We start from the raw sequence: 26,858 nt of genomic DNA, 5'->3' as shown, positions 1-26,858 counted from the left end.
TACGCAGCCGACGGGGTCGCCGACAGATCAGGTGGGCCTGGCCATCGACCCCACCGAATATGCCGCACTCGCCGAGGCCCTCAACAGCTGCCCCGACCAGCCCGTCACCGTCACCCCCGCACCATCCCTCGCGGCCCGCGGCCATCGTCCGGGGTTCGGGGTTCGGGCCGGGCCGGGCCGGGCCGTACACGATGCCGTCTCGCGGCCGAAGCGGTTCGCCTCCGCAGCGGAACCCGTCATCCGATGCGGCCACAGCCGTGTTCGCCGGCGCCCTCGGGGCAGGCTGTCGATCATGGTCTTGGTATCGGCAGAGTTGACGTAGAGTGGAGCTAACGACGCGGGGTGGAGCAGCTCGGTAGCTCGCTGGGCTCATAACCCAGAGGTCGCAGGTTCAAATCCTGTCCCCGCTACTGATGCTTGAGGGGCCGGCACGATGTGCTGGCCCCTCAAGCGTGTCCAGCCCCGGGACCCGCGGCGTCGCACCGCACGGCAGGCGGAACGGCAGGCGGAACTACGCCATGGGCACGAAGCGCCGCGCGGAGTACGGCACCGAGCGGCACGTATGCGTGTGAGCCCACATCACCATTTCGATGGTACGGGGCCAGACTCATCCGACATGGCGGGTATGCAGGCGCGGTCAACAAGGTCGTCCGATGACCTCATCGAAGCCCGGCTTGTGTCAGAGGCTGGGGTCCAGTAAGCGAACTGGTTCACTACTGGACCATCGGTGCGGGGCGGTGGTCGCGATGATCGCGCCGTCGGGACGGTCGGAGCTGCGCCGAGCGGAGTACGGGGCGTGCCTTGTCCGGCAGACAGTCGTTGGCCCGGACATGAGAAAGATGATCACGCGCGGGGTCTTGGTAGCCGCGGCTGTGGCCGCCACCGCTGCGGCGGGAGCCTCCCCCACCTTCGCCGACAACGACAGCAACTTCGGCGGCGGTGTGAACGCTGCCAACAACTGGAACTTCACCGCAGCTGCGGTGTGCCTGCAGGAAGTCGCGGTCGTACCCGTACTGGGCGACTACATCGCCGACCACACCAACAACTGCTCGAACGGAAACGTCATCGACCATGCCGCGCAGGCCGCAGGAAAGACGGTGAACGACCTGACAGGCCACTGACGGCCGAGCCCGGAACGTGGGCCACTGCAGCCGGCCACCGCAGCGGCCCACGGGATCGCCCTCACGCACCGTGCCTCAGGCTGCCCCGGAACACAGCGGCCCGTGTGCGGGTGGAGGGGCTGCGGGAGGAAGTCGCCCGGTTGGCTCGGGTGTTGGAGGCCGCCGAGATCGAGCTGGACCAGCGGGCGATCGCACGGGAAGAGCTGGTCGAGGCCCTGGCAGCCTCGGCTGCCGAGACCACCGCTGTGAGCGGGACCGAGACAGAGCAGAAACCGTTCCGGTGCCGGTGCCGATGCCGGGTTCGATCGTGCCGACGTGGCACGAAGGATTGCTGGTGACGGTGCCGGCACCGGACTGCCAGCGGAACCTGGGCGTGCTCGACGAGCGGCAGCCGGCGGACCAGGGACCGCTGAAGGCCAGGGAGATCACGGTGGAGCTGGGCCTTCAGACGACGTCGGCGATGGTCGAGGGGTGCGCTCGAAAGCCAGGCGGCTGGCGGAGCCCGGGGGGCTCGTGCAGGAGACGTCGGGGATGTTCAGCGCCGGCCGTCGGCCCGTGGCCGTGCCAGGCGCCGACTCGTCCGCGTGACCATCGACCACCGGATCATGGCCTCACTGCTGGCCGGCAACGTCTCGTGGTCCCGGGCCAGACGACGCGAATGCATCAGCCATGCGAACGAGCGCTCCGCCACCCGGCGCCTGGGCAGCACCACGAACCCCTTCATGTCGTCGGTGCGCTTGACGACCTGAAGGGTGAGAGCGAGTGTCTGGCGGCACCAGTCGACGAGGCCGCCGGTGTAACCGCCGTCGGCCCAGACGAGGGTGAGGTCGCGGCCTTCACCGACTGCGCATCGATGATCCCGGCCGTCGGCTCCGCCTCACGGCCCTCCCGCTCACTCACCCGTCCGATCGGCACCGTGGCCGCGATCGGTTTCGACGTGTACGACGTCGTCACCGCACCACCGGCGCAACGTGTGCGCGTGGCGGCGGAGGCAGTCGGCGGCCTGGTCGGCGGTGCCGCGCTCGGCGCGGTCGGTGCCGCGGTCGGCGGTTTGGTCGGCACGGTAGTTCTTGGGGCGGTCGGCAACTGGGCGGCCCCAAAACCCGGTGGCTTCATCGCCGATCTGTTCTGATAATCGCTGCTGAGTAACAACCGGTGGCGGGGCCGCGGCCCCGCCACCTTCCTCTCGTCCGCTGGAAGGCTCGGTCATCGCACATGGAGCCGCGCTGGGATCGCCCGCTCGACGGTCTCGACGAAGTCCCGTGGGACGAGCTGCTGGACCCGAACGACGCGGCGGAGCTGGTCTCGGCGCTACGGTCGCTGGCCGCGGAGGACGGGAGCGGAGACCGGATCTATGGCGTCCTGGAGGACAACGACTACGACTACTGGTACGCGACCGTAAGTGCCAAACCTGAAGGATTCCGCCCGGCCGCAGCGCCCACGCTGCGCTTCCTGGCCCGGATCGCGGCACAGCCGTCCGGCTACGGGAGCCAGGAGGCACTGGACCTGATCGAGACCATCACAGACGCGGCGCTGGACCGGCCGACCATGACCGGTGACGAGCTGGACGCGATGGTCGACGCACTGCGTGCGGAACTGGACGCGGCGCGGCCCGCGCTGGCCGAGGCGAGCCGACTGGGCCGCGCGGGCGGTGACCACGGGCGAAACCTGCTGGCCGGTGTGGATGCGGGGGTGCTGCTCGGCGGCGCCTACGAGCCACGGTGGCGCGGCGTGGCCCGGCCCTTGCTGCACAGCCCGACCGGCCGGCTCACCGTGGCCGGCGGCATGCTGATCACGTCGAGAGAAATCGGGCCTGGTCTTCCGTTCACCGCACGATGGCGAGCCGATCCACACATTCGGCTGTCCAGGGCCGGAAGATGCCTGGCCGTTTGCCGGCTCCACCTCGGACTCAAGCATCCCGTTCCCGAAGAACGAGATGTGGGCGCGTCCCTTCGTGGATCGCGATGGCCCCGGCGTGCTCACCGTGGATGCCGGCGGCCGTCACCCTCGGCTGTGGCGTCCGGCCGGCGGCGACTGGCGTGCGATCCGGCTGGTCCGGCCCGGTCTGCGCCTGCGGCCGTCGGCATGGCGGGCGTTGACGGTGGCCGCGCACGGCGGCGAATGCTTCGTCGGATACGCCGACGGCGTGGTCCTGAGGTACGACGCTGGGACCGGCGTACTGTCCGGGCAACCGATAAGGCTGACCGACAACTCGGCAGTGCTGGGCGTCGACGACGACCACCTGATGGTGGCGCGCCGGACGCCCGAGGGCGAGCGAAACCTGATCCGCATCGCGCTCGCCACAGGTCGGCCCGTGGACCCGCTCTTCAGGCCGACCCGGATGCCTCCGGTCCGCTACGTGACCGAGGGCCGTCCGCGGTTGGCCTTCGTCGACGGTTTCGCGAACGGGACGCTGTATCGGTTCGACGCCGAGACAGGCGTGGAGATCGGCTCCCCGATCAGAATCGGCGACCTGAACGGCTTCTGCGTCTACGATCTGGGCGGCCGGCCCTGCCTGGCGGTCGCCGGCTACCGCCAGGTGCACCGCCTCGACACGGAGACCGGCGAACCGGTCGGTCCCCCGCTCTTCGGTCACCGCCGCATCGTGCGCGATGTCGCGTCTGCACGGGTGGACAGCCGTGCGGTGCTGTACTCGGCGGACGGCGCCACCGTCCGCCGCTGGGACGCGGAGACGGGCACACCCTGGCCCGCGGCCGTACCGTCCTGAACACCAGAAGGCGCGGCGCTCCGAGGCTCCGCGGCACCTTCCAGTCCTTGGGTCCCGGCATGGCCGGCGTCTGCGTACCGTACGGCCAGGCGTTCAAGAATGGCTTGAGGTCGCGAACCGAGGTCTTCGAGGCGAGCGCGAGCCGGATCCGGTCGGGGTTGCCGTGTCAGCGGCCGGCGCTGCAGCCGGAGAGCCTGGAGCCGTACGCCGGTTGAGACACGGCTTCTGAACCGGAGCCCCCATTTGTGCCGAGGAGCTGAGGACTTGTACCGCAAGTGACGGTCGAGGCGGTCGAGGCGGTCAGGACATGACAAGCCTGGAGTCGGCTGCGATGAAGGTGTAACGGCAGAGACCAGTGTGGAAGTCGTCTACCTAGCTGGGTCCGCCTGGCAGGCCCTGCGCTCTGTGGGTGCGCTCCGCGATCCAGCCCGCCATCGCCCGCACACCGACGCCGATGGCGCGCTCATCCGGGGAGAAGTCGGGGTAGTGCGGATAGCTCGTTGTAATGGGTGTATCAGGGGTTTGGACACCGAGGAAGGTGTACGTACCGGGGATACGGTCCAGAAAGAGGGCGAAGTCCTCGCCGCTGAAGGGCGGGAAGGCGGCACAGAGCTCGGTGACCTTGTCCTGGCCGACGGTGCGGCGCAGGTGGCGGGCGAGCAGGCGGGCGTCGCGTTCTGGGCAGACCATGGCCGGGAACGGCTCAGCGGGGAAGCGCACCCCGGCCCCCGCATATGACATGGCCACTCGACGAATGCTTTCGCGCACCTCCGCATATCGCTCTTGCGGCCAGCAGCGATAGGACACACTCACCTTGGCCTCCTGCGCTGAGGCCTGGACGGCTACGAACCGGGCCAGCGGACCGTCGGGCATCTGGACGGCAGCGATGATCCGCTCCAGGTCCGCTGGGGTCCGTGGCAGAGCCACGGTTGCGAGCGCGCCGATATCGACAGCCAGGCGCCGCGCGGCATCGAGTGCGTCCGGCCCGGAGAGGGTCACTTCCGCCTTGTCCTGGCCCGGCATCCCATAGCCCGGAGTCACGGCGAACCGGCCGACCGGGAACGGCCCGCAGTGCAGCGCATGGATTTCCTCGACGTACTCGCGCTCCAGCACACCTGAGTCGATCAGTGCGCGGGCTCCGGACAGCGTCTCCTCGGCAGGCTGGAAAAGGAGAACCACCGTTCCGCTCAATTGCTGCCGCAGCCGCGCCAGGACCCGCGCGACGCCGATACTCACCGTGGTGTGGACGTCGTGTCCGCAGAGATGGGCTGGTGCGGGACCTCCTCCGACGATGTCTTTGGGCGGAACCGCGTCCATGTCCGCCCGGTAGGCAACAGTCCGGCCTGGACGCGAGCCCCGCAGGACCCCGACGACTCCGTGGCCGCCCACTCCGGTGGTGACGTCCAGCCCCGCCGCCCGCAACTCCCGGGCCACCACAGCGGCCGTGCGCTGTTCCTGTCCCGGGGCCTCAGGGTGCCGATGGAAGTCCCGCCGCAGCTTAATCAGTACGCGGTCCAGACGCGCCACCTCGGCGGCCACCGCCGCCTGCTTCACCGGTCCTCTCCACTCACCCGCGACGGCCTTCCCCATGCCTCCCCACACCATTCCCGCACTGGCTGCCGCTGTGCCGGCCAATAACGTGCGGCGCGCGAGAGCGTGCTCTACGGGACGATCCACTGCTACCCCCTTTGACTCAAGTCGTCTTCTGGGAGACACGATCGCCCCGCACCGATGCCATTGCCCATCCGGTGAGCCACCCCTTGGCGGTGGGGATAACCACACCTGGGGTATCGCCACGATGAGGTTGATGCTCCTCCGGTCTCGATCCCTGCTCGTTCGGACAGTGCCGGCTCCAGACCGAAAACGATGAACACCGCTCCGGTGGCCGCCCGGGGTCCAGAAACCTGCGCACAAAGACCGGCTCCCCGGCTGGTGCACCAAACCCCGCCGCGGCGCCTGAACTTCCGCCCGCGCGAACCTCCGGGAAGCCCACGAGGTTGGATAGCTCCATGGTGCGACGAGAGCGCGTGACGAAGAGACGGCCTCCCTTCGGCATGCCGAGAAGCATCGTGCTGCTGGCGACGCCGGAAGGCTGGCGCCACAGTGTTCTCACCGAGGAAGGCGGGATGCTCTGCGGACGCCTTGCCGACGTGGCGGCCAACACCGACCCAGCCGAGGCACAGGCCGCCGTGGCTGCCATGGTGGCGGGACTCGCACACGACTTCCACGAAGCTGACGTCGATGTGACCTGGGATCCGCCCCGGGAACCCGGGTCCTGGACAGCTCAGATCACCGTTGCCACGACCCCACCGAGCGCCTGAAGTTAAACGACGAGCCTACAGAGCGTTTTGTCCTGATGATAGCGTTTGGTGGCTCTCTGGGTGTCAGGTCGATTCAAGAGTGGCGGGGCCAGGGGCATCCTGCGTGTCAGGTGGTGCTGGTGACGACATGCACAGGCCCTTTTCGGACCGTTCGCTCCTGTCTGAACCCGAGGCGCCGCTGCTGAAGCCCTTTTGCACCCTGCCGATGCGAGGGTCTCGACGGTAGTACCGAAACTTGACGCGACAGCGCCCGTATCCCAGTGATCTCTCCCATGCCCGCTGGGAGTTGACGGAGCCCGCCCTGACCGCCTGGCGGGCCGAGCGCGACGGGCCGTGCCCCGTTCGGACGCCTACACCCTGCACCACCTGCTCAACGAGTCCCTCTACGTCGCCGTCCCCTCCGCCCTCCCCCTCGCGGCCGAGCCCTCCGTGCGCCTGCCCCAACTCGCCGAAGCCGACCGGATATCCGGCAGTCCCCGGCCCGAGGGCACCCTGCTCGACGCGGCCCTGCGGCACGGGTTCCGGCCACGGGTAGCGCACGTCGTCGCCGAGTGGACCGCGAAACAGGAGTACGTGGCCGCCGGGCTCGGAGTGGCCCTGATCCCCGCGCTCGCCGCCGAGTCCGTACGCCCGGACATCGCGCTGCTGCCGGTGCTCGACGAGGAGGCTCCGGCCCGGGCGTGTACGCGGCGACCGTGCGCGGGCGGTCCCTGACGCCCGTGGCGGTGGCGTTCCTGGCCGCGCTGCGGGAGTCGGCGGCGAGGATACCCGTCCGGCCAGGGGACGAAAGCCGCCGGACGGAGCCGTCGGCCCGGGCCGGGACATCGCCGTTCCGTCCCGTGCAACGGCCCACGCCCTTCGGCCACTTCCGCCTCGCACCGTGGTGAACGCCCCGCCCGTCACGGGATACTGCCGGAGTCCGGCAGCACCCCACGCGATGGAGGGCTCGAACTCCCTTGACTCGGTTACGCGTTCGAATCGGCATACTCGGGCTGGCCCTGCTGGCGGGACTCGCCGCGACGCCCGCCCCGTCGGCGACGGCCGCCGAGATCCCCACGGCCGAGGAGCGGCGGCTCGACGGGGCGGCACCCCAGGAGATCCTGCGGCGTTCCGGATTCGACACGGTGGCACCGGAGTTCGTCCGGACCCTCGACCGGGCCGCGTCGTATGCCCAGGCCGAGCGGATCGTGCGGCGGGAGGGTGCGCGGCTGTGGCGGCGGGCGGTTGACCGGACACAGGGCCGGGGTCCGGCGGGCGGGGACCTGAGCCGGGACGACGACCGGCCGCTGTACTGGGCACGGCTTGGCATGGCCCGTGAAGTGCGGGGCTGGGAGCCCGGGTTCGCTCTGACCGACGCCCGCCGCGCCCGTCTGCTGGACGACCTGGAGCGGAGCTCGCGCGGCCAGGACGCCGTGCGCTACCCGTCGCGCACGGGGGTGAAGCGCATTCTGGTCACCGGGTTCGACCCGTTCACGCTCGACCGCGACATCCGGATCTCCAACCCGTCGGGGGCGACCGCGCTCGCGCTCGACGGCACGACGATCCGGACGGCGGACGGCCCGGCGCGCGTGGAGACCGTCGTGTTCCCGGTCCGCTGGCGGGACTTCGCCGGGGACACCTCCCGGGCCGACGGTTTCGGGGAGGGGACGGTGGAGCGGACTCTGCGGCCGTACCTCCCGCACGTGGACCTGTTCGCGACGGTCAGCCAGGGCCGCGTCGGCCGGTTCGACGTGGAGCGGACCAACGGGGCCTGGCGGGGCGGTTTTCCGGACAACGAGAACGTCTCCCGAACGGGGACCGTCCCGGTCGCCGATCCGGCCTCGCAGCCCGAGTGGACGTCGACGACGCTCCCGTACCCGCAGATCGTCGCCGCGCACACGGGCCGCTTCCCGGTCTACGACCACACCTCGGTGACCGAGATCCCGGCGGGAGGGACCGAGCCCGTCGTGCGCCCCGACGGACCGACTCCGGGTTCGCGGGCGCGTGCGGGCAGCGGCGGGGACTATCTGTCGAACGAGATCGCCTACCGGGCGACGCTGCTGCGCGACCGTCTCGGCCTCGGTGCGAGTCTGCTCGGCGGTCATGTCCACACGCCTGTCCTGCAGTTCGGCACGGGCAACACGGACCCCGCGACCGGGACGGTGACGGACCCCGAGTTCGTGCGCAACCGTCTCGACATCATCGATCAGGTGCGGGCGATCCTGACGGTGGCGGCGGACGCGGTCGAACCGGCCGTCAGGGGGACAGGGCGCACGCGGGGGTGACGCTGGAGCCGGCCAGGACGGTGCCGACCTCCCTGCGGGCTCGGCCCATGTCCCCCTCCCGCCCCTCGCCTTTCCTGGAGCGGCCAGGGCAGGGTGCAGTCGAGGGTGAAGGCTGCCACGGGTACGCCCTTGAGTGCCCGCTGCATGCGCGCTTGTTCCCATGTCCAGCCGCTGACGAGTGCGGGTGACTGCCACGTAGGCGAGGCGGGCTTCGCTGTCTTCGATCGGACCCGGGACGGCCCGGCCGCCGGCGTCGACGGGCGGGACGGTCCGGGCGAGGTGGAGGATCCGACGCCTTGAGGGGACTGCGTTGTCGGTGGGCACTGCCAGGATGGCTGCATGACGATCAAAGAAGTAGCGCGTCACACCGTCGCGGAAGAGCGGATCGAGCGGGCCCTCGAGGAGATGCGGGGTCGGGCCTTCGGCCGGTGGCACGAGATGCGCTACGGCGACATGCCGCTGCGGCGAGGGCTCAGGGAACTCGGCGAGGAGCTGGCCGACCACGTCGCCGCGCGCACCGTGCCCGACCCCGCCCTGAGTACGCCCGACTCGCGCACCGCGCTGATCACAGCTGCGGAGTGCGCCTTGGGCGTGCTGAGCCTCGCGTGCTTCCCCGACGGCGACTTCTCGGTTCCCCTCCCGCTCGTGACGGAGACCCTCAGCAGCGAGGAGCTTCACTACGAGGAGGAGTGGGAGCCGGCCCACCCGGTGACCACGGCATGGACGTGGACCGATGCGTTCGTGTGGGCCGTGATCAGCGGCCTGATATGGGACCGGGACCGGGTGATCGGCCCCCTGCTGCGCGAGGACTATGCGCCCGCCATCCGTGACGGCGTTCCGTACTCGAAGCGGGAGTCGGTGTCGGACCCGGCCGATCTCGCCGAGATGGACGCCCTGTGCGGCTACCTGAATGTCGTCCAGGGACGCTGTCCAGGCGCACTTCCGGGGCCGGTACCGCTGGGCAAGCCGGATGCTGCCGAGCGGGCGCGCGCGGCCGAACAGCTCGATGCGGCCGGGACACTGACTGGGGACCAGCGGCTGTTGCGTGTCCTGCTCGACGACGATCAGGCCGCGTTCGAGCGGGCTTTCGAGGAACGACTCGTGGCGCACCGCGAGAGCGTCGGCACCGACCCGGCTGCCCGGAGCCTGCTTCCGGTGGGGGCCGTCACGCTGGCCGCCCTCGCCTGTCTTGCGCACGGATGGCAATTGGGCATCCGGTCCGCCTATCTGCCCGAAGCGCTGCTGACTGCCCCGCAGCAGTAGGCGGCCGCCGGGCCGCCACCGCCGCCGGATGGGCGTCTCCGTCAGGCGGTCTGAGCACGGGCGTGCCTTTCCGCCCCGAGGGAGAGTTCCTGGCGGTCGGAGACCCGCCCTGCGCCGCCGCCGACGTCGGTGAAGGCCTTGAACGAGACCTGTTGCTTGCCTGGTGGAAGACGGCGGCCCACAGCGATCCGGGCGTGGTGCCGCCCGGCACGGACACGGGTCATGGCAGACGGCACTCTCATGTCGTCGGCGAGGTGCGGGCGTTGTTGCGGATGGAGTGCAGGCGGTGGAGCAGCTTGTCGTCGCCGGTGCCGAAGGTGTCGTGGAGGCGGCGGTATTCGGCGTAGAGGGCGTCGTAGATCGCCGCGCGGTCTGGGTCGGGCAGATAGGCCGCGGTCTGTTTGCCGCCCATGGCGGCCGCGGCTGTCCGGACATCGGGGTAGGCGCCGGCCGCGACGGCGGCGTGGATCGCCGCTCCCAGCGCGGGGGCCTGGTCGGACAGGGCGACGGAGACCGGGCGTGCGAGGACGTCCGCGTAGATCTGCATCAGCAGGCTGTTCTTCTTCAGGCCTCCGCTGACGATGAACTCGGTGACCGGTACGCCGCCCGCTTCGAAGGTCTCGGCGATGACGCGGGTGCCGAAGGCGGTGGCTTCCAGCAGGCAGCGGTAGATGTCCTCGGGGCGCGTGGCCAGGGTGAGTCCGGCGATGACGCCGGTGAGGTGGTGGTCGACGAGAACGGAGCGGTTGCCGTTCATCCAGTCGAGTGCCACAAGTCCGTGGGCGCCGACCGGCTGGGCGGCGGCTTTGCGGGTCAGGAGCTGGTGGAGGTCCTCGCCGTGCTCGGCGGCTTCGGCCTCGTACTCGGGCGGGACGCCCAGGCGGGTGCACCAGGCGAAGATGTCTCCCACGGCGCTCTGGCCGGCCTCGTATCCGTAGGAGCCGGACACGATGCCTCCGTCGACGACGCCGCAGATGCCGGGCAGGTCCGGGGCGAGGGTGTCGGCGTTGAGGACGTGGCAGGTGGAGGTGCCCATGATGGCGAGCATCTGCCCTTGGTCCAGGGCCTGGGCGGCGGGTGCTGTCACGTGGGCGTCGACGTTTCCGGCGGCGACGGCGATGCCGGCGGGCAGGCCGGTCCAGGCCGCGGCCTGCTCGGTCAGGGAGCCGGCCCGGGCCCCGAGCGGGATCAGGGGGTGTTCGAGGCGGGTTGCGGCGAAGTCGGCGAAGCCGGGGTGCAGCGCGGCGAGGAAGTCCTGGCTGGGGTAGGCGCCGTCCTGGTAGATGCCCTTGTATCCGGCCGTGCAGGCGTTGCGGGTCTCCGATCCGCACAGCTGCCACACGATCCAGTCGGCGGCCTCGATCCAGCGGTCGGTGGCGGCGTAGACCTCGGGTGCTTCTTCAAGGACCTGGAGCGCTTTGGCGTACTGCCATTCGCTGGAGATCTTTCCGCCGTAGCGGCTGATCCACTTCTCTTCCCGGGCGTGGGCGAGGTCGTTGATGCGGTCGGCCTGTCCCTGGGCGGCGTGGTGCTTCCACAGTTTGGGCCAGGCGTGAGGGCTGCCGCTCCAGCGGGATGTCATGGCCAGGGGGGTGCCGTCGGCCTCGACGGGCAGCACCGTGCAGGCGGTGAAGTCGGTGGCGATACCGATGACCTGCTCGGGGCGTACCCCGGCGGCGCTGAGGGCTGCGGGCACGGCCGTCTGGAGGACCTGTCGCCAGTCCTGGGGATGCTGGAGCGCCCAGTCGGGCGGCAGCAGTTCGCCGGTGAGCGGCAGGCTGTGGTCGATGACGGCGTGCTGGTAGTCGTGGACGGCCGAGCCGAGTTCGGTGCCGTCGTCGACCGAGACGACGACGGCGCGCCCGGACAGGGTGCCGAAGTCGACGCCTACGGCGACCGGAGGGAGGTTGTCTGCGCTCACGATGTTGCCTTCGGTGCGGTGCGGGGGGTGGGTCGGTGCGGATGGGGGGTGCCGGGCCAGGGCAGGAAGCCTTCGTGGCGGACGTTCCAGGTGCCGTCGTCGGGGAAGCCCGGGGTGCTGACGCCGTGTCCGTCCCAGCCGGCGGCCATGAGGGAGACCGCGGTCAGCAGGGCGCCGTTGGCCGGGAGGTAGAGCGGGAGCAGGCTGCCGATCTGAGGGCAGTGTCCTGTGGGCTGGTAGTGGTTCTTGCCGGTCTCCATCAGCAGGGCGTCCACGGCGAGGTCGGGGCGGCCCAGCCGGGTGGCGGTCATCGCCATAACGGGAAAGTCCCAGCCCCAGACACTGTTCCAGTCCCAGTTGGCCTGGACGTCCTGCAGGGTGGCAGCCATCACCGCTGGGTCGATGACAGGTGTGTCAGGCAGGACGCCGAGCGCGCACAGGAGTGCGGGATGGTCGTCGCGGCGCAGGTAGGGGTCGGTGGCGATGGCCGTGTACTGGCCGTCGCGCTGGTGCGGAACGGCGAGGGTGTCATGGATCTGCTGCCTGCTCGGCGACCGGGCCGGCACCGACAACGTCTCGGTCTACGAGGCGCCGGGCAGGGCCGACGACCTGACGGGCCTTCCGCCCACGTTCATCGACGTCGGCAGCGCCGACCTCTTCCGCGACGAGGACATCGCCTTCGCCTCCACGATCTGGGCGTGCGGCGGAGACGCCGAACTGCACGTATGGCCCGGCGGCTACCACGGCTTCGAGCAGATGGCACCGGCCTCCACCCTCGCGGCCACCGCGGTCGCGGCCCGCAAGAGGTGGCTCAACCGGCTCCTCGGATCCGCACAGAAGTAGACCGTCCGGGACCGGTCGGAAAAGGAAGGCACCGTGTCGACTCGCCCCAACATCCCGTGGATCACAACGCACGGCATCACCCCGCATCTCGGTTGCCACAACGGCCTCCGGCCGGGCGCGGAGTACGCCGTCACCCCGCACCTCGACCGGCTGGCGGCGCGGGGCGCGCGCTGCGACAACGCCTTCTGATGCCCGGCCCCGGCCACCCCCCTCGGGACTTCCCAGACGTTGACCGCGGCCAGCTCCTCGGCGAGCTCGGGGAGAAGGTCGCGGGGGACGGCACCTGATGCGGAGGTCGCGAGCATGAACAGCGTGGCGTGCGGGGCCATGCGCATCAGCAGGCCGTCGAGCAGCAGTCCCAGGCCCTACCAGTGCTGGGGATGGCCGAGCCAGCGGGTCGCGGCCTGCTGGAACGCCTCAGGGTCGGCGTCGGTATCTGCCCACGCCACGATGCCGTCCGGCCGGATGAACAGGGCGGTGAATCCGAGGTCGTTGCGCACCGGTCCGGCCGCGTACCGGATCCGCCCGTCCCAGCCCTTGGCCACGCTCTGCAGCGCGCGGTCGGCGGTGAAGTCGAGGACCACGCCCTCCCCCTTGCCCAGCAGTTCACCGAGGCGGGTGCCGTCCGTGAAGCGGAAGTCGGGGGCGGTGCGGCCGACCAGCGGCTGCTCGCTGCCCAGGTCGTAACGGTGGAACAGTCCCGACGTCTGCCGGTGGACGTGGGTCACCCCGTCGCGGGTGCTCATCAGGTCGAACACAAGCTTGCGCAGCGCGGGGGCGTTGGGACCAGGTTTCATGGTCGCCACCTGGGCTCGCGACCAGTCCAGGATCGCGGCGCCGACGGGATGGCGCTCGTCGGTGTAGGTGTCGAGCAGTCCGTCGGGCGCGGTGCCGTGCACGGTCGCTGCGAGCTTCCAGCCGAGGTTGACGGCGTCGCCGATACCGAGGTTGAGGCCCTGGCCCCCGAGGGGGGAGTGGATGTGCGCGGCGTCCCCGGCGAGCAGCACGCGGCCCTTGCGGTAGCTGGTCGCCTGCATCGCCCGGTCGGTGAAGCTGGAGGCGAGCTGCACGTCGGTGAGCGTCACGTCGGTGCCGGAGATGCGGCGCAGGACCGCCTGGAGGTGCTCGCGCGTCAGCGGCTGCGAGCGGTCGAAGGTGCCGCCGTCGAAGTCATTCATGCCCAGGTGGCCTTCGAAGGGCGTGCGCAGATACATGCCGTCCGGTGTCAGGTTGAAGCCGAGCGGCAACTGCCGGGCATCGGCGAAGGTGACCTCGGCGACGTACCCGGTGAACAGCGGCTCGGTGCCGACGAAGTCGAAGCCCACGAGCTCGCGCACGGCACTGCGCCCGCCGTCGCATCCCACCAGCCAGCGGCCCCGGTATTCCTGGCCGCCGGCGGTGGCGACGACGCCTTCGTCGTCCTGTGTCACAGCGGTGACGGGAACGCCGCGGATGATCTCCACGCCGAGGGCAGCAGCCCGCCCGGCCACCACTGTCGCGACCGCTTCCAGGCTCGTCATGAAGCCTTCCATCGCCGGGCTGGGCAGCCGGAACGGAAGTGCGGACGCGTCGATGCCGGCCGCGTCCAGGCCCATGCCCGCGAAATGAGACACGTCACGGGGAGCGGGTGTCTCGCTCGCGTGGGGGTCGGCGCCGACCTCCTTCTCGTCGGCTCCCGAGGCGTCCATCATCGCTTCGAGCAGGCCGCGGCGGTAGAACGTTTCGGCAGAGCCGGCGTTCAGACCGCGCATGCCGAGCGGGAGTGCCTTCAGAGGCGAGGACGGTTCCTGGTCGCGTTCAAGGACCAGGACGGAGCAGCCGGACAGGGCCAGTTCACCGGCCAGGAACAGGCCGACCGGGCCGCCGCCCGCGATTACCACGTCATGCATGAGAGTTTCCCATCTGCAACGAAACAGGGGGCTGCCCGGCCGGATTCCGGGTGGGTCAGCGCAGGTTGGTCAGGCCGTCGAGGACGACGGCGATGCCGGTGAGGAACTGCTCGCGGTCGTCGTGCTCTCCCATCTGGCCGGCGATGGCGTGCATGAACGGGTGGGACTCGGGGTCGAGTTCCTGCCACGCCTGTGACGTGGCGTCGAAGAACTCCTCGCGGTCCGCCTCAGGGTCGATCCCTGAGGTGTCTCCCTCGATGCGGGCGTTCTGGCTGACCGCTCCGAGGATGTAGTGCACGAGCGTCGAGGCCGCGTCGAACCAGCGGGCTTGCGGTACGCCCAGGGCGCCCACCTGCTGACCGAGCCTTTCGAAGATCCCCACAGTCACCGGGCCGGCGGGGTTGCGGATGATCTGGAGGGTCAGCCGCGTGGCGAGCCACTGGTGTTCGGCGATGGCGTCGAACAAGGCCAGTGCGACGGCGCGGATCTCGTCCTCGGGCGAGGCCGCGGCCCGGGCGGGCTTGGTGGCCAGAGCGGCGGTGATGATGGTTTCCGTCGCCGTGTCCAGCAGTTCGTCCCGGTTGCCGACGTGGTAGTAGATCGCTCCCGACCCGGTGGCCAGGCGTTCGGTCATCGCCCGGACGGTCAGTGCGCCCTCACCGCCTGCGTCGAGCAGGCCGATCGCGGTGTCGATGATCTGCTCCCGAGAGAGCACCTGGTTACGCCGCCGAGTGTGGCGTGCTCGTGTTGGCATGTCCCAAATATGACACACTTGGAGCGCCGCACCAAATTGGACCAGTGAACCACTTTGGAGCGCTGTTCCATTTTAGAACGATGCACCAAATGGCCTGGCGGACTACACCGCCCCTACCGAACGACAGTCCCGGGACGGCCGATGTCGACCTCTACGACGACGGCCGACCGGTGGAGATCACCGTGAACCCGCCGACCGGGCCTCGCGGACGGCTCGCACCCGCATCGCTCTGACAGTCGGTCGACAGCCGGCCCGACCGGCGACCCCACCCCCGCGCGAAAGGCGCATTCACAACGATCGCTCCAGACTCTTGCCACCTCGCACCTCAATAACGATACTCCAGGTAACGAAATCCCGGTTGTCGTTCTGGAGAGCCCATGGACAGCGTCGTCACCCCTCCCGCGCCCACCCTCGACAAGCCCCTGATGCACTACGGAAAGCGGGTGCTGGAGCGCACCGCGCCCGGTGCCGCCCCGACCGAGTACCGGCTGATGGACATCCGCCCGCTCACCCCGCACATCGGTGCGGAGATCGCCGGCGTCGACCTCTCGCTCCCGATCGGCGAGGACCTCGCCGCGGAACTGAAGCAGGCCCTGCTGGAGTGGAAGGTGATCTTCTTCCGCGACCAGCACGCCTTCGACCCGAGCTCCCAGCTCACGCTCTCCGCCCTGTGGGGCGCGCCGGAGCCCAACCCGTTCTTCCCCGTCGGCGACACCGCCGGTGTCTCGCGCCTGGCCAAGGACGCCATGGCCGTGGGCACGGAGAACATCTGGCACAGTGACCACTCCTTCATGGCCGCACCGGCCCTCGGCTCGGTCCTGCGGGCCGTCGAGGTCCCCGCCGCGGGAGGCGACACCCTCTGGGCGGACATGGGCGCCGCGTACGACAACCTCTCCGAACGGACGAAGGCCCGGATCGAGGGGCTCACCGCGGTGCACGACTGGGTGCCCAGCTGGGGCCTCACGATGACGGAGAGCCAGATCGCGGCGCACCGGGAGGCCCTGCCGCCCGTCGAGCACCCCGTGGTCGTGCGGCACCCGCGCACCGGTCGCAAGCTGCTCTACGTCAACGAGCCCTTCACCACCCGGATCACCGGTCTGCCGGAGTCCGAGAGCCATGAGCTGCTCGGCGAGCTGGTCCTGCAGGCCCGTATCCCCGAGTACCAGGTCCGCTTCCGCTGGCAGCCCGGCTCCGTCGCGATCTGGGACAACATCGCCACGCAGCACTACGCGATCAACGACTACTACCCGCAGCGCCGCGTCATGGAGCGCATCGCGATCGCCGGCCGGCCCCTGTCCTGAGACCCATCGCCCGGGGCTCCTGCCCGGACGCCCCGCTGCCGGGACGGGCACCCGCCCGCCTCGGCAGGCTTCCGGCAGTCCGGCCCACACCTCGTCGGCCGGGCGGGCACACGCGCGGCGGACGGACGTCCGCCGCGGCCGGGCATGGCGTCCCGTCGCCGACCGCGTCCGGGCTGTCCTCCGGTCGGCTTCCGGCCCGGATTCCCCGGCCGGCGTCCCAGGGGTGCCCCCCGACTCCTTCCCTTGCCGCTCCCTCCGTCTCCCCATCCCGACCCGTCCCCCGCGGAGCCCCTGTGACCGACACCGACGTCGTACCCGCTGTGCCCGCCGCCTCTGTGAAGGCACCACCCGACCAGCGCCGCCGCGCGTGGACCGTCACCGCGCTCCTGGTCGTCTTCATGATGGTCAATTTCGCCGACAAGTCCGTGCTGGGCCTGGCGGCCGACCCCGTCCGCGAGGACCTCGGCCTGTCCGCGTCCGCCTTCGGGCTCGCCAACAGCGCGTTCTTCCTGCTGTTCTCGATCTGCGGCGCCGCGGTGGGACTGCTCGCGGACCGCGTACGGCCCAAGTGGCTGCTGCTCACGATGGCCGTCCTGTGGTCCCTCTCCCAGGCACCGCTGGTCCTGGGCGGAGGGCTCGCCGTGCTCATCGCCTCGCGCGTTCTCCTGGGCGCCGCCGAGGGGCCGGCGTTCCCGGTGGCCCAGCAGACCACGCTGTCCTGGTTCCCCAACCACCGTCGCAACCTGCCCGGCGCGCTGATCGTGCTGGGGATCACCCTCGGAGTCCTGGTCGCCGCCCCGGTGCTGACCTGGGTCATCCACGAACACGGCTGGCGCACCGCGGTGGCGGTGGTCGCGGTCGCCGGCGCGGTGTGGGCGCTGCTGTGGATCCCCTTCGGCGGAGAGGGGCCCTACGCGGGGACACGGGGCAGCGGGACCCCGGAGCCGGTCCCGGCCGACGGCCCTGGTGCCGGTGCCGATCGGGCGGCCCATGGCTCCGATACCGACCCGGCGGCCGACAGCCGCGAAGCGGACCGCGTGGCCGCGGCGGCGGAGGACGTGGCCGGGGCGGGCGGCGCCGCGCGCGGGACGCCGTACCGCCGGATCCTGGCGACCCGTACCTGGATCGGGGCCACGGCCGCCTACTTCGGCACCTACTGGGTGATCGCCTTCTGCCTGGTCTGGCTCCCCTCCTATCTCCATGACGGCCTCGGGTACTCCTCGGTCGCCTCCGCCCGGATCCTCATGCTGGTCTGGGGGCTGAGCGGTGTCGTGGTGCTCTGCCAGGCCGGCCTGACCGGATGGCTGCTGCGTCGCGGGTTTTCGAGCCGACGGGCGCGCGGCGGGGTCGGCGGCGTCCTGCTGCTCGTCGGCGCGGGGGCGTGCCTCGCCCTGCCGGCGGCACCGGCCGGTGCCGCGACCGTCGTGTTCCTGGTCGCCGGATTCGGCTGCGCCGGGGCGATGGGCAGCGTCGCCGCCACCACCGTCGCCGAACTGGCGCCGGCCGACCGCCGCGGCGGGGCGCTGGGCATCATGAACGCCGTGGTGACCACCGCGGGTCTGATCGCCCCGACCCTGGTCGGGCATCTCGTGGACACCCACGGGACCGCGGGCTACCGGCAAGCGCTCCTGATCACCGGGGTACTGCTCGTGCTGGGCGGAATCGCCGCCCTCACGCTGATCGACCCGGCCCGCGACGCCCGGCTGCTGTCGCCACGCCGCGCCGGCCCTCTCGCCCCGGACCACGACGCCCCGCGGCAGCTCGCCTGACAACCACTCCCGCGTGCCTGCACGGGCCCGGGGGAGCACACGGGAGGGGGCTCCGCGCCGCGAGCCGAATCCCCATCCCGGATTCCCTGTCTCCCAGCGGCGCAGGCCTCTCCCCGTCCCCTGTCTCCCCGTCTCCCCGTCTCCCCGTCTCCCCGTCTCCCCGTCTCCCCGTGAGCCGACCTCCCGGCCGGCGACGCGGCACCTCCGCCACCGCTTCGCCCTGCTTCCTGCTCCCCCGCCTCCCCCGCTCCTTCCCTACCGCGAGGAATGACGTGAACCCCAGCGCCCTCGACACCTCCTGCCTGGACCGGGCCGTCGCCGAGTTGCGCGGCAGTGCCGCGTCCTGGTCCGCCGTCCCGCTCACCGAACGCATCGCGCTCCTCGAACGGCTGCTGCGCCGGGTGGACTCCGGCGCGGCCGAACTGGCCGCGGCCGGCGCCCGCGCCAAGGGCTACGCTCCTGACTCCCCGTGGGCCGCCGAGGACTGGATCGGCGGTCCGTGGGCGCTCGCGCAGAACGCCGCGGCGTATCTGCACGTGCTGCGGCGCGTCGTCGCGGGCCGCGAGCCGCTCGAGGCGAAGGCCGTGCGGGAGACGGCCGGCCGCACCCGCGTCGACGTGTTCCCCGCGACCGGCTGGGACCGGCTGCTGCTCAACGGCTTCAGCGCCCAGGTGTGGATGCGGCCGGGCGTCACCGCCGACGAGACGCGCGACCGCGCGGCAGGCCCGTACCGGGGCCGGCCGGAGCCCTCGGCCGTGGCCCTGGTGCTCGGCGCCGGGAACGTCGCCTCCATCACCGCGCTCGACATCCTGCACAAGCTCTACGCCGAGGGCCAGGTCGTCGTCGCCAAGATGAACCCCGTCAACGCCTATCTGCGCCCCCACTTCGAGCATGTCTTCGCGGAGTTCGTCACCCGCGGCTGGGTCCGCTTCGTCGACGGCGGCGCGGCCGAGGGCGGATACCTCGCCCACCACGAGGGCGTCGACACGATCCACGTCACCGGCAGCGACCGTACGCACGACGCGATCGTCTGGGGGACGGACGAGGACGCCGGGCGGCGCCGACGCGAGGACCGGCCACTGATCGGCAAGCCCTTCAGCAGCGAACTCGGCGGGATCAGTCCGTGCATCGTCGCTCCCGGCCCGTGGAGCGACGCCGACTTCCGCTTCCAGGCCGAACACATCGTCACCAGCAAGATGAACAACTCCGGCCACAACTGCATCGCGGGGCAGATCCTCGTCGTACCGCGCGACTGGGACGGCACCGAGAAGCTGCTGAACGAGATCCGCCGGGTGCTGCGCGCGCTGCCGTCCCGCGCCGACTACTACCCCGGGGCCCGCGAGCGCCTCGACGCCGTACTCGCCGCACACCCGCGGGCGGAGCGGTACGGCGACGGGTGCCGCTTCCTCGTCCCCGACGTCGCCGACTCCGACGACGTCCTGGTCACCGACGAGGTCTTCGCCAGCGCGCTGGGCGTCGTACGGCTGCCGGGCGCGACCACGGCGACGTTTCTCCGCAACGCCGTCGACTTCGCCAACGACCGTCTCCCCGGCACCCTCGGGGCGACCCTCATCGTGCACCCGAGGACCGCGCGACAGGACCGCGCGGCGGTGGACGCCTCCGTCGCCGACCTGCGCTACGGCACCCTGGGCGTCAACTGCTGGTCCGCGGTGGGCTTCCTGCTCGGCTTCACCCCCTGGGGCGCCTTCCCCGGCCACACCCGCCAGGACATCGGCAGCGGCGTCGGCTTCGTGCACAACACGTTCATGCTCCGGGGCGAGGACATCGAGAAGACCGTGCTGCGTTCCCCGTTCACGCCCGCACCCCGCGGGCTCGTCACGGGCGACCCTTCGCTGTCCCCTCGCCCGCCGTACTTCGTCACCAACCGCACCGCGCTGACCACCGTGGAGCGCCTCACCCGCTTCACCACAGCGCCCAGCCCGCTGCGGCTGCCCGCCCTCTTCGCCTCCGCGCTGCGCGGCTGAGCCCGACAGCCCGCACCGACCCTCGCCGACACCCCTACGGAGAACAGCCCATGCTCAACCTCGCCGTCATGTTGGAGAACAGCGCCCACGCCGTGCCCGACCGTACGGCGGTCGTCCTGGGCGACCGGCGGATGACCTACGCGGAGCTGGACACCGCCGCCCGCCAGGTGGCCGGCCTGCTGCGCTCGCGCGGCATCGAGCCCGGCGACAAGGTGGCGCTGTCCTGTCCGAATCTCCCGTGGTTCCCGGTGGTCTACTACGGCATCCTGAAGGCCGGCGCGGTGGTCGTACCGCTCAACGTGCTCCTGAAAGGCCGTGAGATCGCCTATCACCTGGCCGACTCCGACGCCAAGGCGTACTTCTGCTTCGAGGGCACCTCCGAACTCCGGACGGGCCAGGAGGGATGGGACGGGTTCAACGAGACCGAGAGCTGCGACCACTTCTTCCTGCTCACCGCGGCCCCGGCCGAGACCTCCCCGATCCCGGGCACGCGGACCCTGACGTCGGCGCTGGCCGGCCGGAGCACCGAGTTCAAGACGGTCGCCACCGAGGCGGACGACACGGCGGTCATCCTCTACACCTCCGGCACCACCGGTCGGCCCAAGGGCGCCGAACTCACCCACGCCAACCTGGTGCTGAACGCGCTGACCTGCCACAAGATGTTCGGCGAGGTCGGGCACGACGTCCATCTGATCGCCCTGCCGCTGTTCCACTCCTTCGGCCAGGTCGTGCAGATGAACGCCGGCCTCGCCGCCCGCGCGACGCTGGTCCTGCTGCCGCGCTTCCACGCCGGCTCGGCCCTCGCCCTGATGCGGCATCACGCCGTCACGTTCTTCGCCGGCGTCCCCACGATGTACGGGGCTCTGCTCGCCGAGGACGTGCCCGAGGCGGAACGGGCGGAGATCGCCGGCAATCTGCGGATCGCCGGCTCCGGGGGTTCGGCGCTGCCGGTCGAGACGCACCGCCGGTTCGAGGAGCGCTTCGGGGTCACCGTCCTGGAGGGCTACGGCCTGTCGGAGACCAGCCCCGCGGTGACGTTCACGCCGCGCGGCGAGCCGGCGCGTCCGGGCTCCGTCGGCCGTCCGGTCTGGGGCGTGGAAGTGGACCTGATCGCCGAGGACGGCACACCGGTGAAGGGTCCGGACGCCATCGGCGAGATCGTCGTGCGCGGGCACAACGTCATGAAGGGCTACTACAACCGGCCCGAGGCGACCTCCGAGGTGCTGCGCGACGGCTGGTTCCGCACCGGGGACCTGGCCCGCCGGGACGCCGACGGATGGCTCTACGTCGTCGACCGCACCAAGGACCTGATCATCCGCGGGGGCTTCAACGTCTACCCGCGGGAGATCGAGGAGGTCCTGCTCACCCACCCCGCCGTGAGCACCGTGGCCGTCGTCGGCGTGCCGCACGCCACGCATGGCGAGGAGGTCAAGGCCTGCGTGGTCCTCGCCCCGGGCGCCGAACTCACCGGGGAGGAGCTGATCGCGTGGTGCAGGGAGAGGATGGCCGGCTACAAGTACCCGCGCCTGGTCGAGTTCCGCAAGGGGCTGCCCACCAACGCCACGGGCAAGATCCTCAAGCGCGAACTGCGGGACACGCCCACGGCCCCCTGAGGGGCCCGCGACACCTCGCTTCCCTGACAGCGGCGCCCAGCCGCGCGGCGGCCGGCCCCGGTTTCCCGCGCGGCGGCCGTCGGGGCCCGATCGCCGGCCGATTCCGTGAACTCATCACCTCCAGGGGCTACCCCGTGGCACCGGCCCGGCCGGAAGCTCTGGAGCGAACCTCGACGAGGAGGACGTCATGACGTACACCGCACCACGCTCCGCGCCACCGTTCGGGCCCCGCAGGAGGGCGAGGTGGGTCGCCTCTCCCGGCGTCGCCTCCCCCGGCCCCGCCGCCCGGCCGACGGCGGGAACGCTCGACCGTACGGACCGGAACAGCACGCCGCCCGGCCGCACGGACCGGAGCACGACCGGGGTGACCCGGTGAGCGCCCCGGAAAGCGCCGACTACGTCGTCGTCGGAGCCGGATCGGCCGGGGCTGCCCTCGCCGGCCGGCTGACCGGGAGCGGCCCGGTCTCGGTCGTCCTCCTCGAAGCCGGCGGCCGGGACCGGAAGGCGGCCGTGCACATACCCGCCGCCTTCTCCCAGCTGTTCAGGACCGAGCTCGACTGGGACTACTCGACCGCCCCGCAGCCCGAGCTCTCCGGGCGCCCCGTCTACTGGCCCAGGGGCCGGATGCTCGGCGGCTCCTCCTCGATGAACGCCATGATGTGGGTACGCGGATTCGCCGCCGACTACGACGAGTGGGGCGATCGCTGCGGCGCCGACTGGTCGTGGAAGGGCCTGCTGCCGTACTTCCGCCGCACGGAACGGGTCCTCGGCGCCACCGACCCCGACCACGGCCGTACCGGCCCCATGAGTGTCGAGCCGCAGCGCGACCCGAGCCCGCACACGGCGGCCTTCCTCGACGCCGTCCGGGCACTCGGCCACACCGTCGAACCCGCCAACACCGCGACGCCGGACGGGTTCTCGCAGACCATGGTGAGCCAGCGGCGCGGCGCGCGGTGCAGCACCGCGGACGGCTATCTCAAGCCGGCCCGCCGCCGCCCGAACCTGCGGGTCGTCACGGACGCGCAGGCCACCCGTGTGCTCTTCGAGGACCGCCGCGCGATCGGCGTCGAGTACGTCACCGGGGGCGTCACGCGGACGGTGCTGGCCCGCCGCGAGGTGGTCCTGAGCGCGGGCGCGGTCAACACGCCCCAGCTGCTCATGCTGTCCGGCATCGGCGACGCCGGACACCTGCGCGAGCGGGGCATCGAGGTGCTGGTGGACGCCCCGCAGGTCGGCGCCAACCTCACCGACCATCTCATCAGCGGCCTCGCCGTCGACGCCGCCGACCGCACCCTGTTCGCCGCCGAGCGGCCTTCCGAGCTGCTGAAGTACCTCACCCGCCGCCGGGGGATGCTCACGTCGAACATCGGTGAGGCGTACGGATTCGTCCGCAGCCGGCCCGACCTCGAGCTGCCCGACATCGAGATCATCTTCGCTCCGGTGCCCTTCCTCGGCGAGGGTCTCGTCAAGGCGCCGGAGCACGGGCTGACCGTGGGGGCGATCCTGCTGCGCCCCGAGAGCACCGGTTCGGTCACCCTGGCCTCGGCGGACCCCTTCGCCAAGCCGGTCATCGACCCGCGCTATCTGACGGACCCGGACGGCGCCGACCGCGCGGCCCTGTTGGCCGGACTCGACGTCTGCGAGGAGATCATCGGCCGGCTCGCCGACCGCGGGCTGTCCACGGGCCGCTTCCTCATGCCGCCCGGGGCCGAGGACATGCCACGGGACCGGCGCGACGCGCTCGCCCTGGCCGACCACTCCCACACGCTCTACCACCCCGTCGGAACGGCCCGGATGGGCCGCGACGACGCCTCCGTCGTGGACCCGCGTCTGCGGGTTCGGGGAGTGCGGGGCCTGCGGGTGGCGGATGCCTCGATCATGCCGACGATCATCCGGGGTCACACCAACGCCCCGTCCATCGTGATCGGGGAACGAGCCGCGGATCTGCTCACGGTGGACTGAGGCCGGCAAACCGGTCCTGAGCACCAGTGCTCACGGATGTCGAACTCGGCGTGGAGGCAGTCAGGACTTCGACGTCAGCCGAAGGACGCGCTCCAGGCGCCCGCGCTGCTCTTCGACCCAGCCGTCCGGTGGTTCCCCACGGGAACGCCGGGCCAATGGCGCGGCGCCGGCCGTCAGAGAGTGGGCTCCAAGGAGCTGAGGGCGTCGGCGAGTTGGGTTCGGGTGGTGATGCCGAGTTTGGGGAAGATCCGGTAGAGGTGGGAGCCGATGGTGCGGTGGGAGAGATAGAGGCGCTGGCTGATCTGGCGGTTCGTGAGGCCGGTGGCAGCAAGTGTGGCGATCTGGAGTTCCTGCGGGCTGAGGCGGTCGCGGGCGGCTGGTGGCCGTTGGGTGCTGCTTTCACCGGCGGACCGCAGTAGCTGACGTGTGTGGTCGCTCCAGTGTGGTGCGCCGAGGGTGTCGAAGATGTCTCTTGCTTCGCGCAGGGGTGCTCTGGATTCGACGGTGCGGCGCTGTCGGCGAAGCCAGCGGCTGTGGGCGAGAAGGAGCCGTGCGCGGTAGGGCGGCCATCGGCTCGGGTCGCCTGCCAGCGCTTGTCCGAGATGGAGTTCAGCGCTGTCGTCGTCGGCGAGGACAGCCCGGGTGTACTGCAGGCACATCCGGATCATGGGCGAGGAGAGCCGGCCGGCATGGGGCTCCAGGCCGGCCAGGATGGTGCGGGCTTCCTCCTGGCGCCCTGTGTGTGCGGCTGCGTCGGCGAGGTCGGGGGCGACCCACCAGCGCATCTCGTGGAAGGTCGCTTCGGCCGGGTCGAAGAGGCGTCGCAGGATGTCGAATGCCTCCTCGTAGCGGCCGGTGCCGATCGCCGCGACGGCGCGAACTTGCTGGATGCTGTTGAGGAGGAAGCGCACGCCCGTGACGTCGAGGCTGTCCTGGGCGTTCTGCGCGAGAGCCAGGGCCAGGTCGTGCTCGCCGCGCAGGGCCGCGAGCATGGCCAGGTTGGTGGTGGCGGAGGTGGCCCAGAAGGTCTCGCCGGTCTCCTTCGCGAGCGCTGCGGCTTCTTCGCTCTCGGAGCGGGCACGGTCCCATTCGCCGGTCCAGATCCTGCCCCAGCTTCCGGCACCGAGGGTGCGGGCCAGGAGGGCGAGCCGGCCCTGGGACCGGCAGGTGTCGGCGGCAACGCTCATGTAGGAGGCGGCGGTGTGGAAGTCTCCGAGGATGAGGGCGGCGCCGCCGAGGAAGCGCATGATGTCGGGGTCGGACCGGTCAGGGGTCAGGGCGGCCATGCGGGTGAGGACCGCGTCTCCGTGTGTCTGCGGAAGGGCGTAGGCCAGGATCGCCAGGGTGCGGGGGGCGGCAGAGGGCAGGCTGAGGTGGTCGGCCGCCTGGGCGACGGCGGCTCGCAGATCGGGGGGCAGGTTTCCCCACCAGCACCGTGATGCCGCCCGCCACAGCAGGTCGGCGGCCAGGTCGGGGTGGCCGCTGGTCCGGGCGGCGTCCGCGGCTTCCAGGAGCGTGCGGATGCGGGCCTCGTCGAGCATCTCGCCCGGTGCGACGATCTCTTGGACGAGAGCCAGGCGACCGCGGTCCTCCGGGCCCATCAGCGCCGGGTCGGAGCGCCGGACGAGCTCGGCGGCGGCCGCACGTTCTCCGAGTTCGCTGGCGAGCTCTGCGGCCCGCAGCAGGAGCGAGGTGCGTCGTGCGGGAGCGGCGGTCAGATCGGATCCGCGTTCGAGGGCGGTGACGGCGATGGTGACGGCGCCACGTGGGCGGGCCCTTGCGGCAAGAGCTTCCAGTTCGGAGACGACGTCTTCGTCGGTGCCCAGGGTGGCGGCGACCCGGTGCCAGACCTGCCGGTCCGGGTCGGTCTCAAGGACGACGGACAGCGCCGCGTGGATCGCCAGCCGCTCAGCGACCGTGGCCCGCGCGTAGACCGCGGATCGGATCAGCGGGTGGCGGAACTGGACGCGCAGGGTGTCCGGACCGATGAGGGACTTGTCGACGGCGGGCTGGAGCGCCGGGACACCGACAGGTGCTCCGCCGGCGATCGCCGCGGCACGCAGCAGTTGGGGCAGGTCGCAGCTGGTGTCGGCGGACGCCGCGAGCAGGAGCGCCCTGCTGTCCGCGGGCAGGTCGGCGTAGCGGATTCCGAAGGCCCGCTCGAGACGCTCGTTGAGTGGGAGGAGGTCGTGGGGTTGCCCGGCCGACGCGTTGTACCGGGTCAGGGTTTTGGGGAGTTCGACCAGGGCCAGCGGGTTGCCGGCCGACTGGTTCAGGATCAGGGAGCGCTGGGCGTCGGTCAGTTGTGGTGCGCCGGCTGCGAGGAGCGCGTGTGCGGCGGTGGATTCCAGGGGGTGCAGCGATATTTCGCGCAGGCCGCTGCCTCTGAGGGGGTCCGGGTGGCCGGTGCGTGAGGCGGTGAGAATGAGGACCGGGTCGGTGGTCACCCTGCGGGCCACAAAGGCCAGCACGTCGGCGCTGGGCCGGTCGAGCCACTGGGTGTCGTCGAGGACTGCCACGACCGGGGTGAGGGCGGCGCACTCGGTCAGGAGCTCGAGGGTGGCCAGGGCGACGCTGAACAGGTCGGGGACGGTGCCCTCCGCGTCGAAGGCGGTGCGCAGAGCCCGTCGCTGGCCGGGCTCAAGTCGGTGCGCGTGCCGTCGGAGCGGGAGCAGGAGCTGGTGGAGTCCGGCGAAGGGCATCTGGCTCTCGGGTTCGACGCCCAGGGCGGTGAGCACGGTCATGTTCCGGCGGGTGGCACTGCCGCAGGCCTGGGCGAGCAGGGCGGATTTCCCGATGCCGGCTCCACCGCTGAGGACCAGCGCGTTTCCCTGTCCGCTTGCTGTCTGGTCGAGCAATTGCTCCAGCAGCGCGCGCTCGCTCTGCCTTCCGACGAGGTCGCTCTCGCTGCCGGCGAGCGGCGCGGACTGGGACAGGGGGCCGTTCACGGGCTGCTCCGCCGGGGTGTGGGACGTGGGTACGACGGTTGCCGGGCGCCTCGAGCGGCACCAGCAGGGAGACCGTACGGCGGGGCGGACGGCTCCGGTGCGGAGTGCCGGATTTGCCGCGATAGCCGTCATGGTGAGGCCGTTTGTCGGAGAGGCAGGCATGTTCGGACCAGAGC

20 protein-coding genes, 1 tRNA gene and 2 pseudogenes are annotated in these 26,858 nt (G+C 71.2%); 16 read left to right on the top strand and 7 right to left on the bottom strand.

Annotated features, from left to right (window positions below; translation table 11 throughout):
- Nucleotides 1–336: 336 nt before the first annotated feature.
- Together OG410_RS40780 and OG410_RS40775 are read left to right on the top strand one after the other, a co-directional pair.
- A tRNA-Met gene (locus OG410_RS40780) sits at nt 337–410 on the top strand.
- Between the two features lie 420 nt (nt 411–830).
- Complete coding sequence (locus OG410_RS40775; RefSeq protein WP_329303786.1) at nt 831–1,121, top strand: hypothetical protein; 291 nt, start codon at nt 831–833, stop codon at nt 1,119–1,121.
- Nucleotides 1,122–1,656: 535 nt separating this feature from the next.
- Here OG410_RS40775 and OG410_RS40770 read toward each other — a convergent pair.
- Nucleotides 1,657–1,890 (bottom strand): annotated as a pseudogene (locus OG410_RS40770) (IS5 family transposase); the annotation flags it as partial.
- Nucleotides 1,891–2,037: 147 nt separating this feature from the next.
- Between OG410_RS40770 and OG410_RS40765 the strand changes: the two are divergent.
- Together OG410_RS40765 and OG410_RS40760 are read left to right on the top strand one after the other, a co-directional pair.
- Complete coding sequence (locus OG410_RS40765) at nt 2,038–2,253, top strand: hypothetical protein (RefSeq protein ID WP_329303785.1); 216 nt, start codon at nt 2,038–2,040, stop codon at nt 2,251–2,253.
- A gap of 843 nt (nt 2,254–3,096) precedes the next feature.
- Complete coding sequence (locus OG410_RS40760; RefSeq protein ID WP_329303784.1) at nt 3,097–3,849, top strand: hypothetical protein; 753 nt, start codon at nt 3,097–3,099, stop codon at nt 3,847–3,849.
- Between the two features lie 372 nt (nt 3,850–4,221).
- Here the strand turns inward: OG410_RS40760 and OG410_RS40755 are convergent, their stop codons facing one another.
- Nucleotides 4,222–5,403: a M20 metallopeptidase family protein gene (locus tag OG410_RS40755; protein ID WP_443063863.1), complete on the bottom strand. Its 1,182-nt coding sequence runs from the start codon at nt 5,401–5,403 to the stop codon at nt 4,222–4,224.
- 473 nt (nt 5,404–5,876) lie between these two features.
- On the opposite strand from OG410_RS40755, the gene OG410_RS40750 reads away from it, so the two are divergent.
- From OG410_RS40750 to OG410_RS40730, 5 genes and pseudogenes are all read left to right on the top strand, one after another.
- Nucleotides 5,877–6,170 (top strand): hypothetical protein, encoded by a 294-nt coding sequence (locus OG410_RS40750; RefSeq protein WP_329303783.1) that lies wholly within the window; start codon nt 5,877–5,879, stop codon nt 6,168–6,170.
- 235 nt (nt 6,171–6,405) lie between these two features.
- Nucleotides 6,406–6,501: pseudogene (locus OG410_RS40745) on the top strand (IS5 family transposase); the annotation flags it as partial.
- Nucleotides 6,502–6,503: 2 nt separating this feature from the next.
- Complete coding sequence (locus OG410_RS40740; protein WP_329303782.1) at nt 6,504–6,884, top strand: LysR substrate-binding domain-containing protein; 381 nt, start codon at nt 6,504–6,506, stop codon at nt 6,882–6,884.
- Nucleotides 6,885–7,126: 242 nt separating this feature from the next.
- Nucleotides 7,127–8,434, top strand: a complete 1,308-nt coding sequence (locus OG410_RS40735; protein WP_329303781.1) for a pyroglutamyl peptidase — start codon at nt 7,127–7,129, stop codon at nt 8,432–8,434.
- A 339-nt stretch (nt 8,435–8,773) separates the two neighbouring features.
- Nucleotides 8,774–9,697 (top strand): immunity 49 family protein, encoded by a 924-nt coding sequence (locus OG410_RS40730; RefSeq protein WP_329303780.1) that lies wholly within the window; start codon nt 8,774–8,776, stop codon nt 9,695–9,697.
- Nucleotides 9,698–9,935: 238 nt separating this feature from the next.
- Here the strand turns inward: OG410_RS40730 and OG410_RS40725 are convergent, their stop codons facing one another.
- Together OG410_RS40725 and OG410_RS40720 are read right to left on the bottom strand one after the other, a co-directional pair.
- A complete protein-coding gene (locus tag OG410_RS40725) occupies nt 9,936–11,618 on the bottom strand; it encodes a ribulokinase (protein WP_329303779.1) in 1,683 nt (560 codons plus the stop codon).
- Complete coding sequence (locus tag OG410_RS40720; RefSeq protein WP_329303778.1) at nt 11,615–12,184, bottom strand: hypothetical protein; 570 nt, start codon at nt 12,182–12,184, stop codon at nt 11,615–11,617. The genes OG410_RS40725 and OG410_RS40720 overlap by 4 nt, the downstream gene beginning before the upstream one ends.
- Here OG410_RS40720 and OG410_RS40715 point away from each other — a divergent pair.
- Both OG410_RS40715 and OG410_RS40710 read left to right on the top strand, forming a co-directional pair.
- Nucleotides 12,144–12,461: an alpha/beta hydrolase gene (locus tag OG410_RS40715; RefSeq protein ID WP_443063862.1), complete on the top strand. Its 318-nt coding sequence runs from the start codon at nt 12,144–12,146 to the stop codon at nt 12,459–12,461. The two genes, OG410_RS40720 and OG410_RS40715, sit on opposite strands and share 41 nt — an antisense overlap.
- A 33-nt stretch (nt 12,462–12,494) precedes the next feature.
- Entirely contained in the window at nt 12,495–12,650 is a 156-nt protein-coding gene (locus OG410_RS40710; protein WP_329303776.1) for a hypothetical protein, read from the top strand.
- 176 nt (nt 12,651–12,826) lie between these two features.
- Here the strand turns inward: OG410_RS40710 and OG410_RS40705 are convergent, their stop codons facing one another.
- Both OG410_RS40705 and OG410_RS40700 read right to left on the bottom strand, forming a co-directional pair.
- Entirely contained in the window at nt 12,827–14,350 is a 1,524-nt protein-coding gene (locus OG410_RS40705) for an FAD-dependent monooxygenase (RefSeq protein WP_329303775.1), read from the bottom strand.
- A 55-nt stretch (nt 14,351–14,405) separates the two neighbouring features.
- Nucleotides 14,406–15,104: a TetR/AcrR family transcriptional regulator gene (locus tag OG410_RS40700; protein WP_329303774.1), complete on the bottom strand. Its 699-nt coding sequence runs from the start codon at nt 15,102–15,104 to the stop codon at nt 14,406–14,408.
- A gap of 377 nt (nt 15,105–15,481) precedes the next feature.
- Between OG410_RS40700 and OG410_RS40695 the strand changes: the two genes are divergently transcribed.
- The 5 genes from OG410_RS40695 (at nt 15,482) to OG410_RS40675 (ending at nt 23,734) form a co-directional block, all read left to right on the top strand.
- Entirely contained in the window at nt 15,482–16,405 is a 924-nt protein-coding gene (locus tag OG410_RS40695) for a TauD/TfdA dioxygenase family protein (protein ID WP_329303773.1), read from the top strand.
- 293 nt (nt 16,406–16,698) lie between these two features.
- A complete protein-coding gene (locus tag OG410_RS40690) occupies nt 16,699–18,174 on the top strand; it encodes an MFS transporter (protein WP_329303772.1) in 1,476 nt (491 codons plus the stop codon).
- Between the two features lie 272 nt (nt 18,175–18,446).
- Nucleotides 18,447–20,159, top strand: a complete 1,713-nt coding sequence (locus OG410_RS40685; protein WP_329303771.1) for an aldehyde dehydrogenase family protein — start codon at nt 18,447–18,449, stop codon at nt 20,157–20,159.
- 50 nt (nt 20,160–20,209) lie between these two features.
- Nucleotides 20,210–21,772, top strand: coding sequence for a long-chain-fatty-acid--CoA ligase (locus OG410_RS40680; protein WP_329303770.1), 1,563 nt, complete (start codon nt 20,210–20,212; stop codon nt 21,770–21,772).
- A 372-nt stretch (nt 21,773–22,144) separates the two neighbouring features.
- Nucleotides 22,145–23,734, top strand: coding sequence for a GMC family oxidoreductase (locus OG410_RS40675; RefSeq protein ID WP_329303769.1), 1,590 nt, complete (start codon nt 22,145–22,147; stop codon nt 23,732–23,734).
- 173 nt (nt 23,735–23,907) lie between these two features.
- Here OG410_RS40675 and OG410_RS40670 read toward each other — a convergent pair whose 3' ends face one another.
- Nucleotides 23,908–26,682, bottom strand: a complete 2,775-nt coding sequence (locus tag OG410_RS40670) for an ATP-binding protein (protein WP_329303768.1) — start codon at nt 26,680–26,682, stop codon at nt 23,908–23,910.
- Nucleotides 26,683–26,858: the final 176 nt, after the last annotated feature.

The sequence above is a fragment of the Streptomyces sp. NBC_00659 genome (assembly GCF_036226925.1).
Taxonomy (GTDB): Bacteria; Actinomycetota; Actinomycetes; order Streptomycetales; family Streptomycetaceae; genus Streptomyces.
The sequence above is the reverse complement of the archived record's forward strand: the minus strand, read 5'-3'. Positions and strand labels throughout refer to the sequence as shown.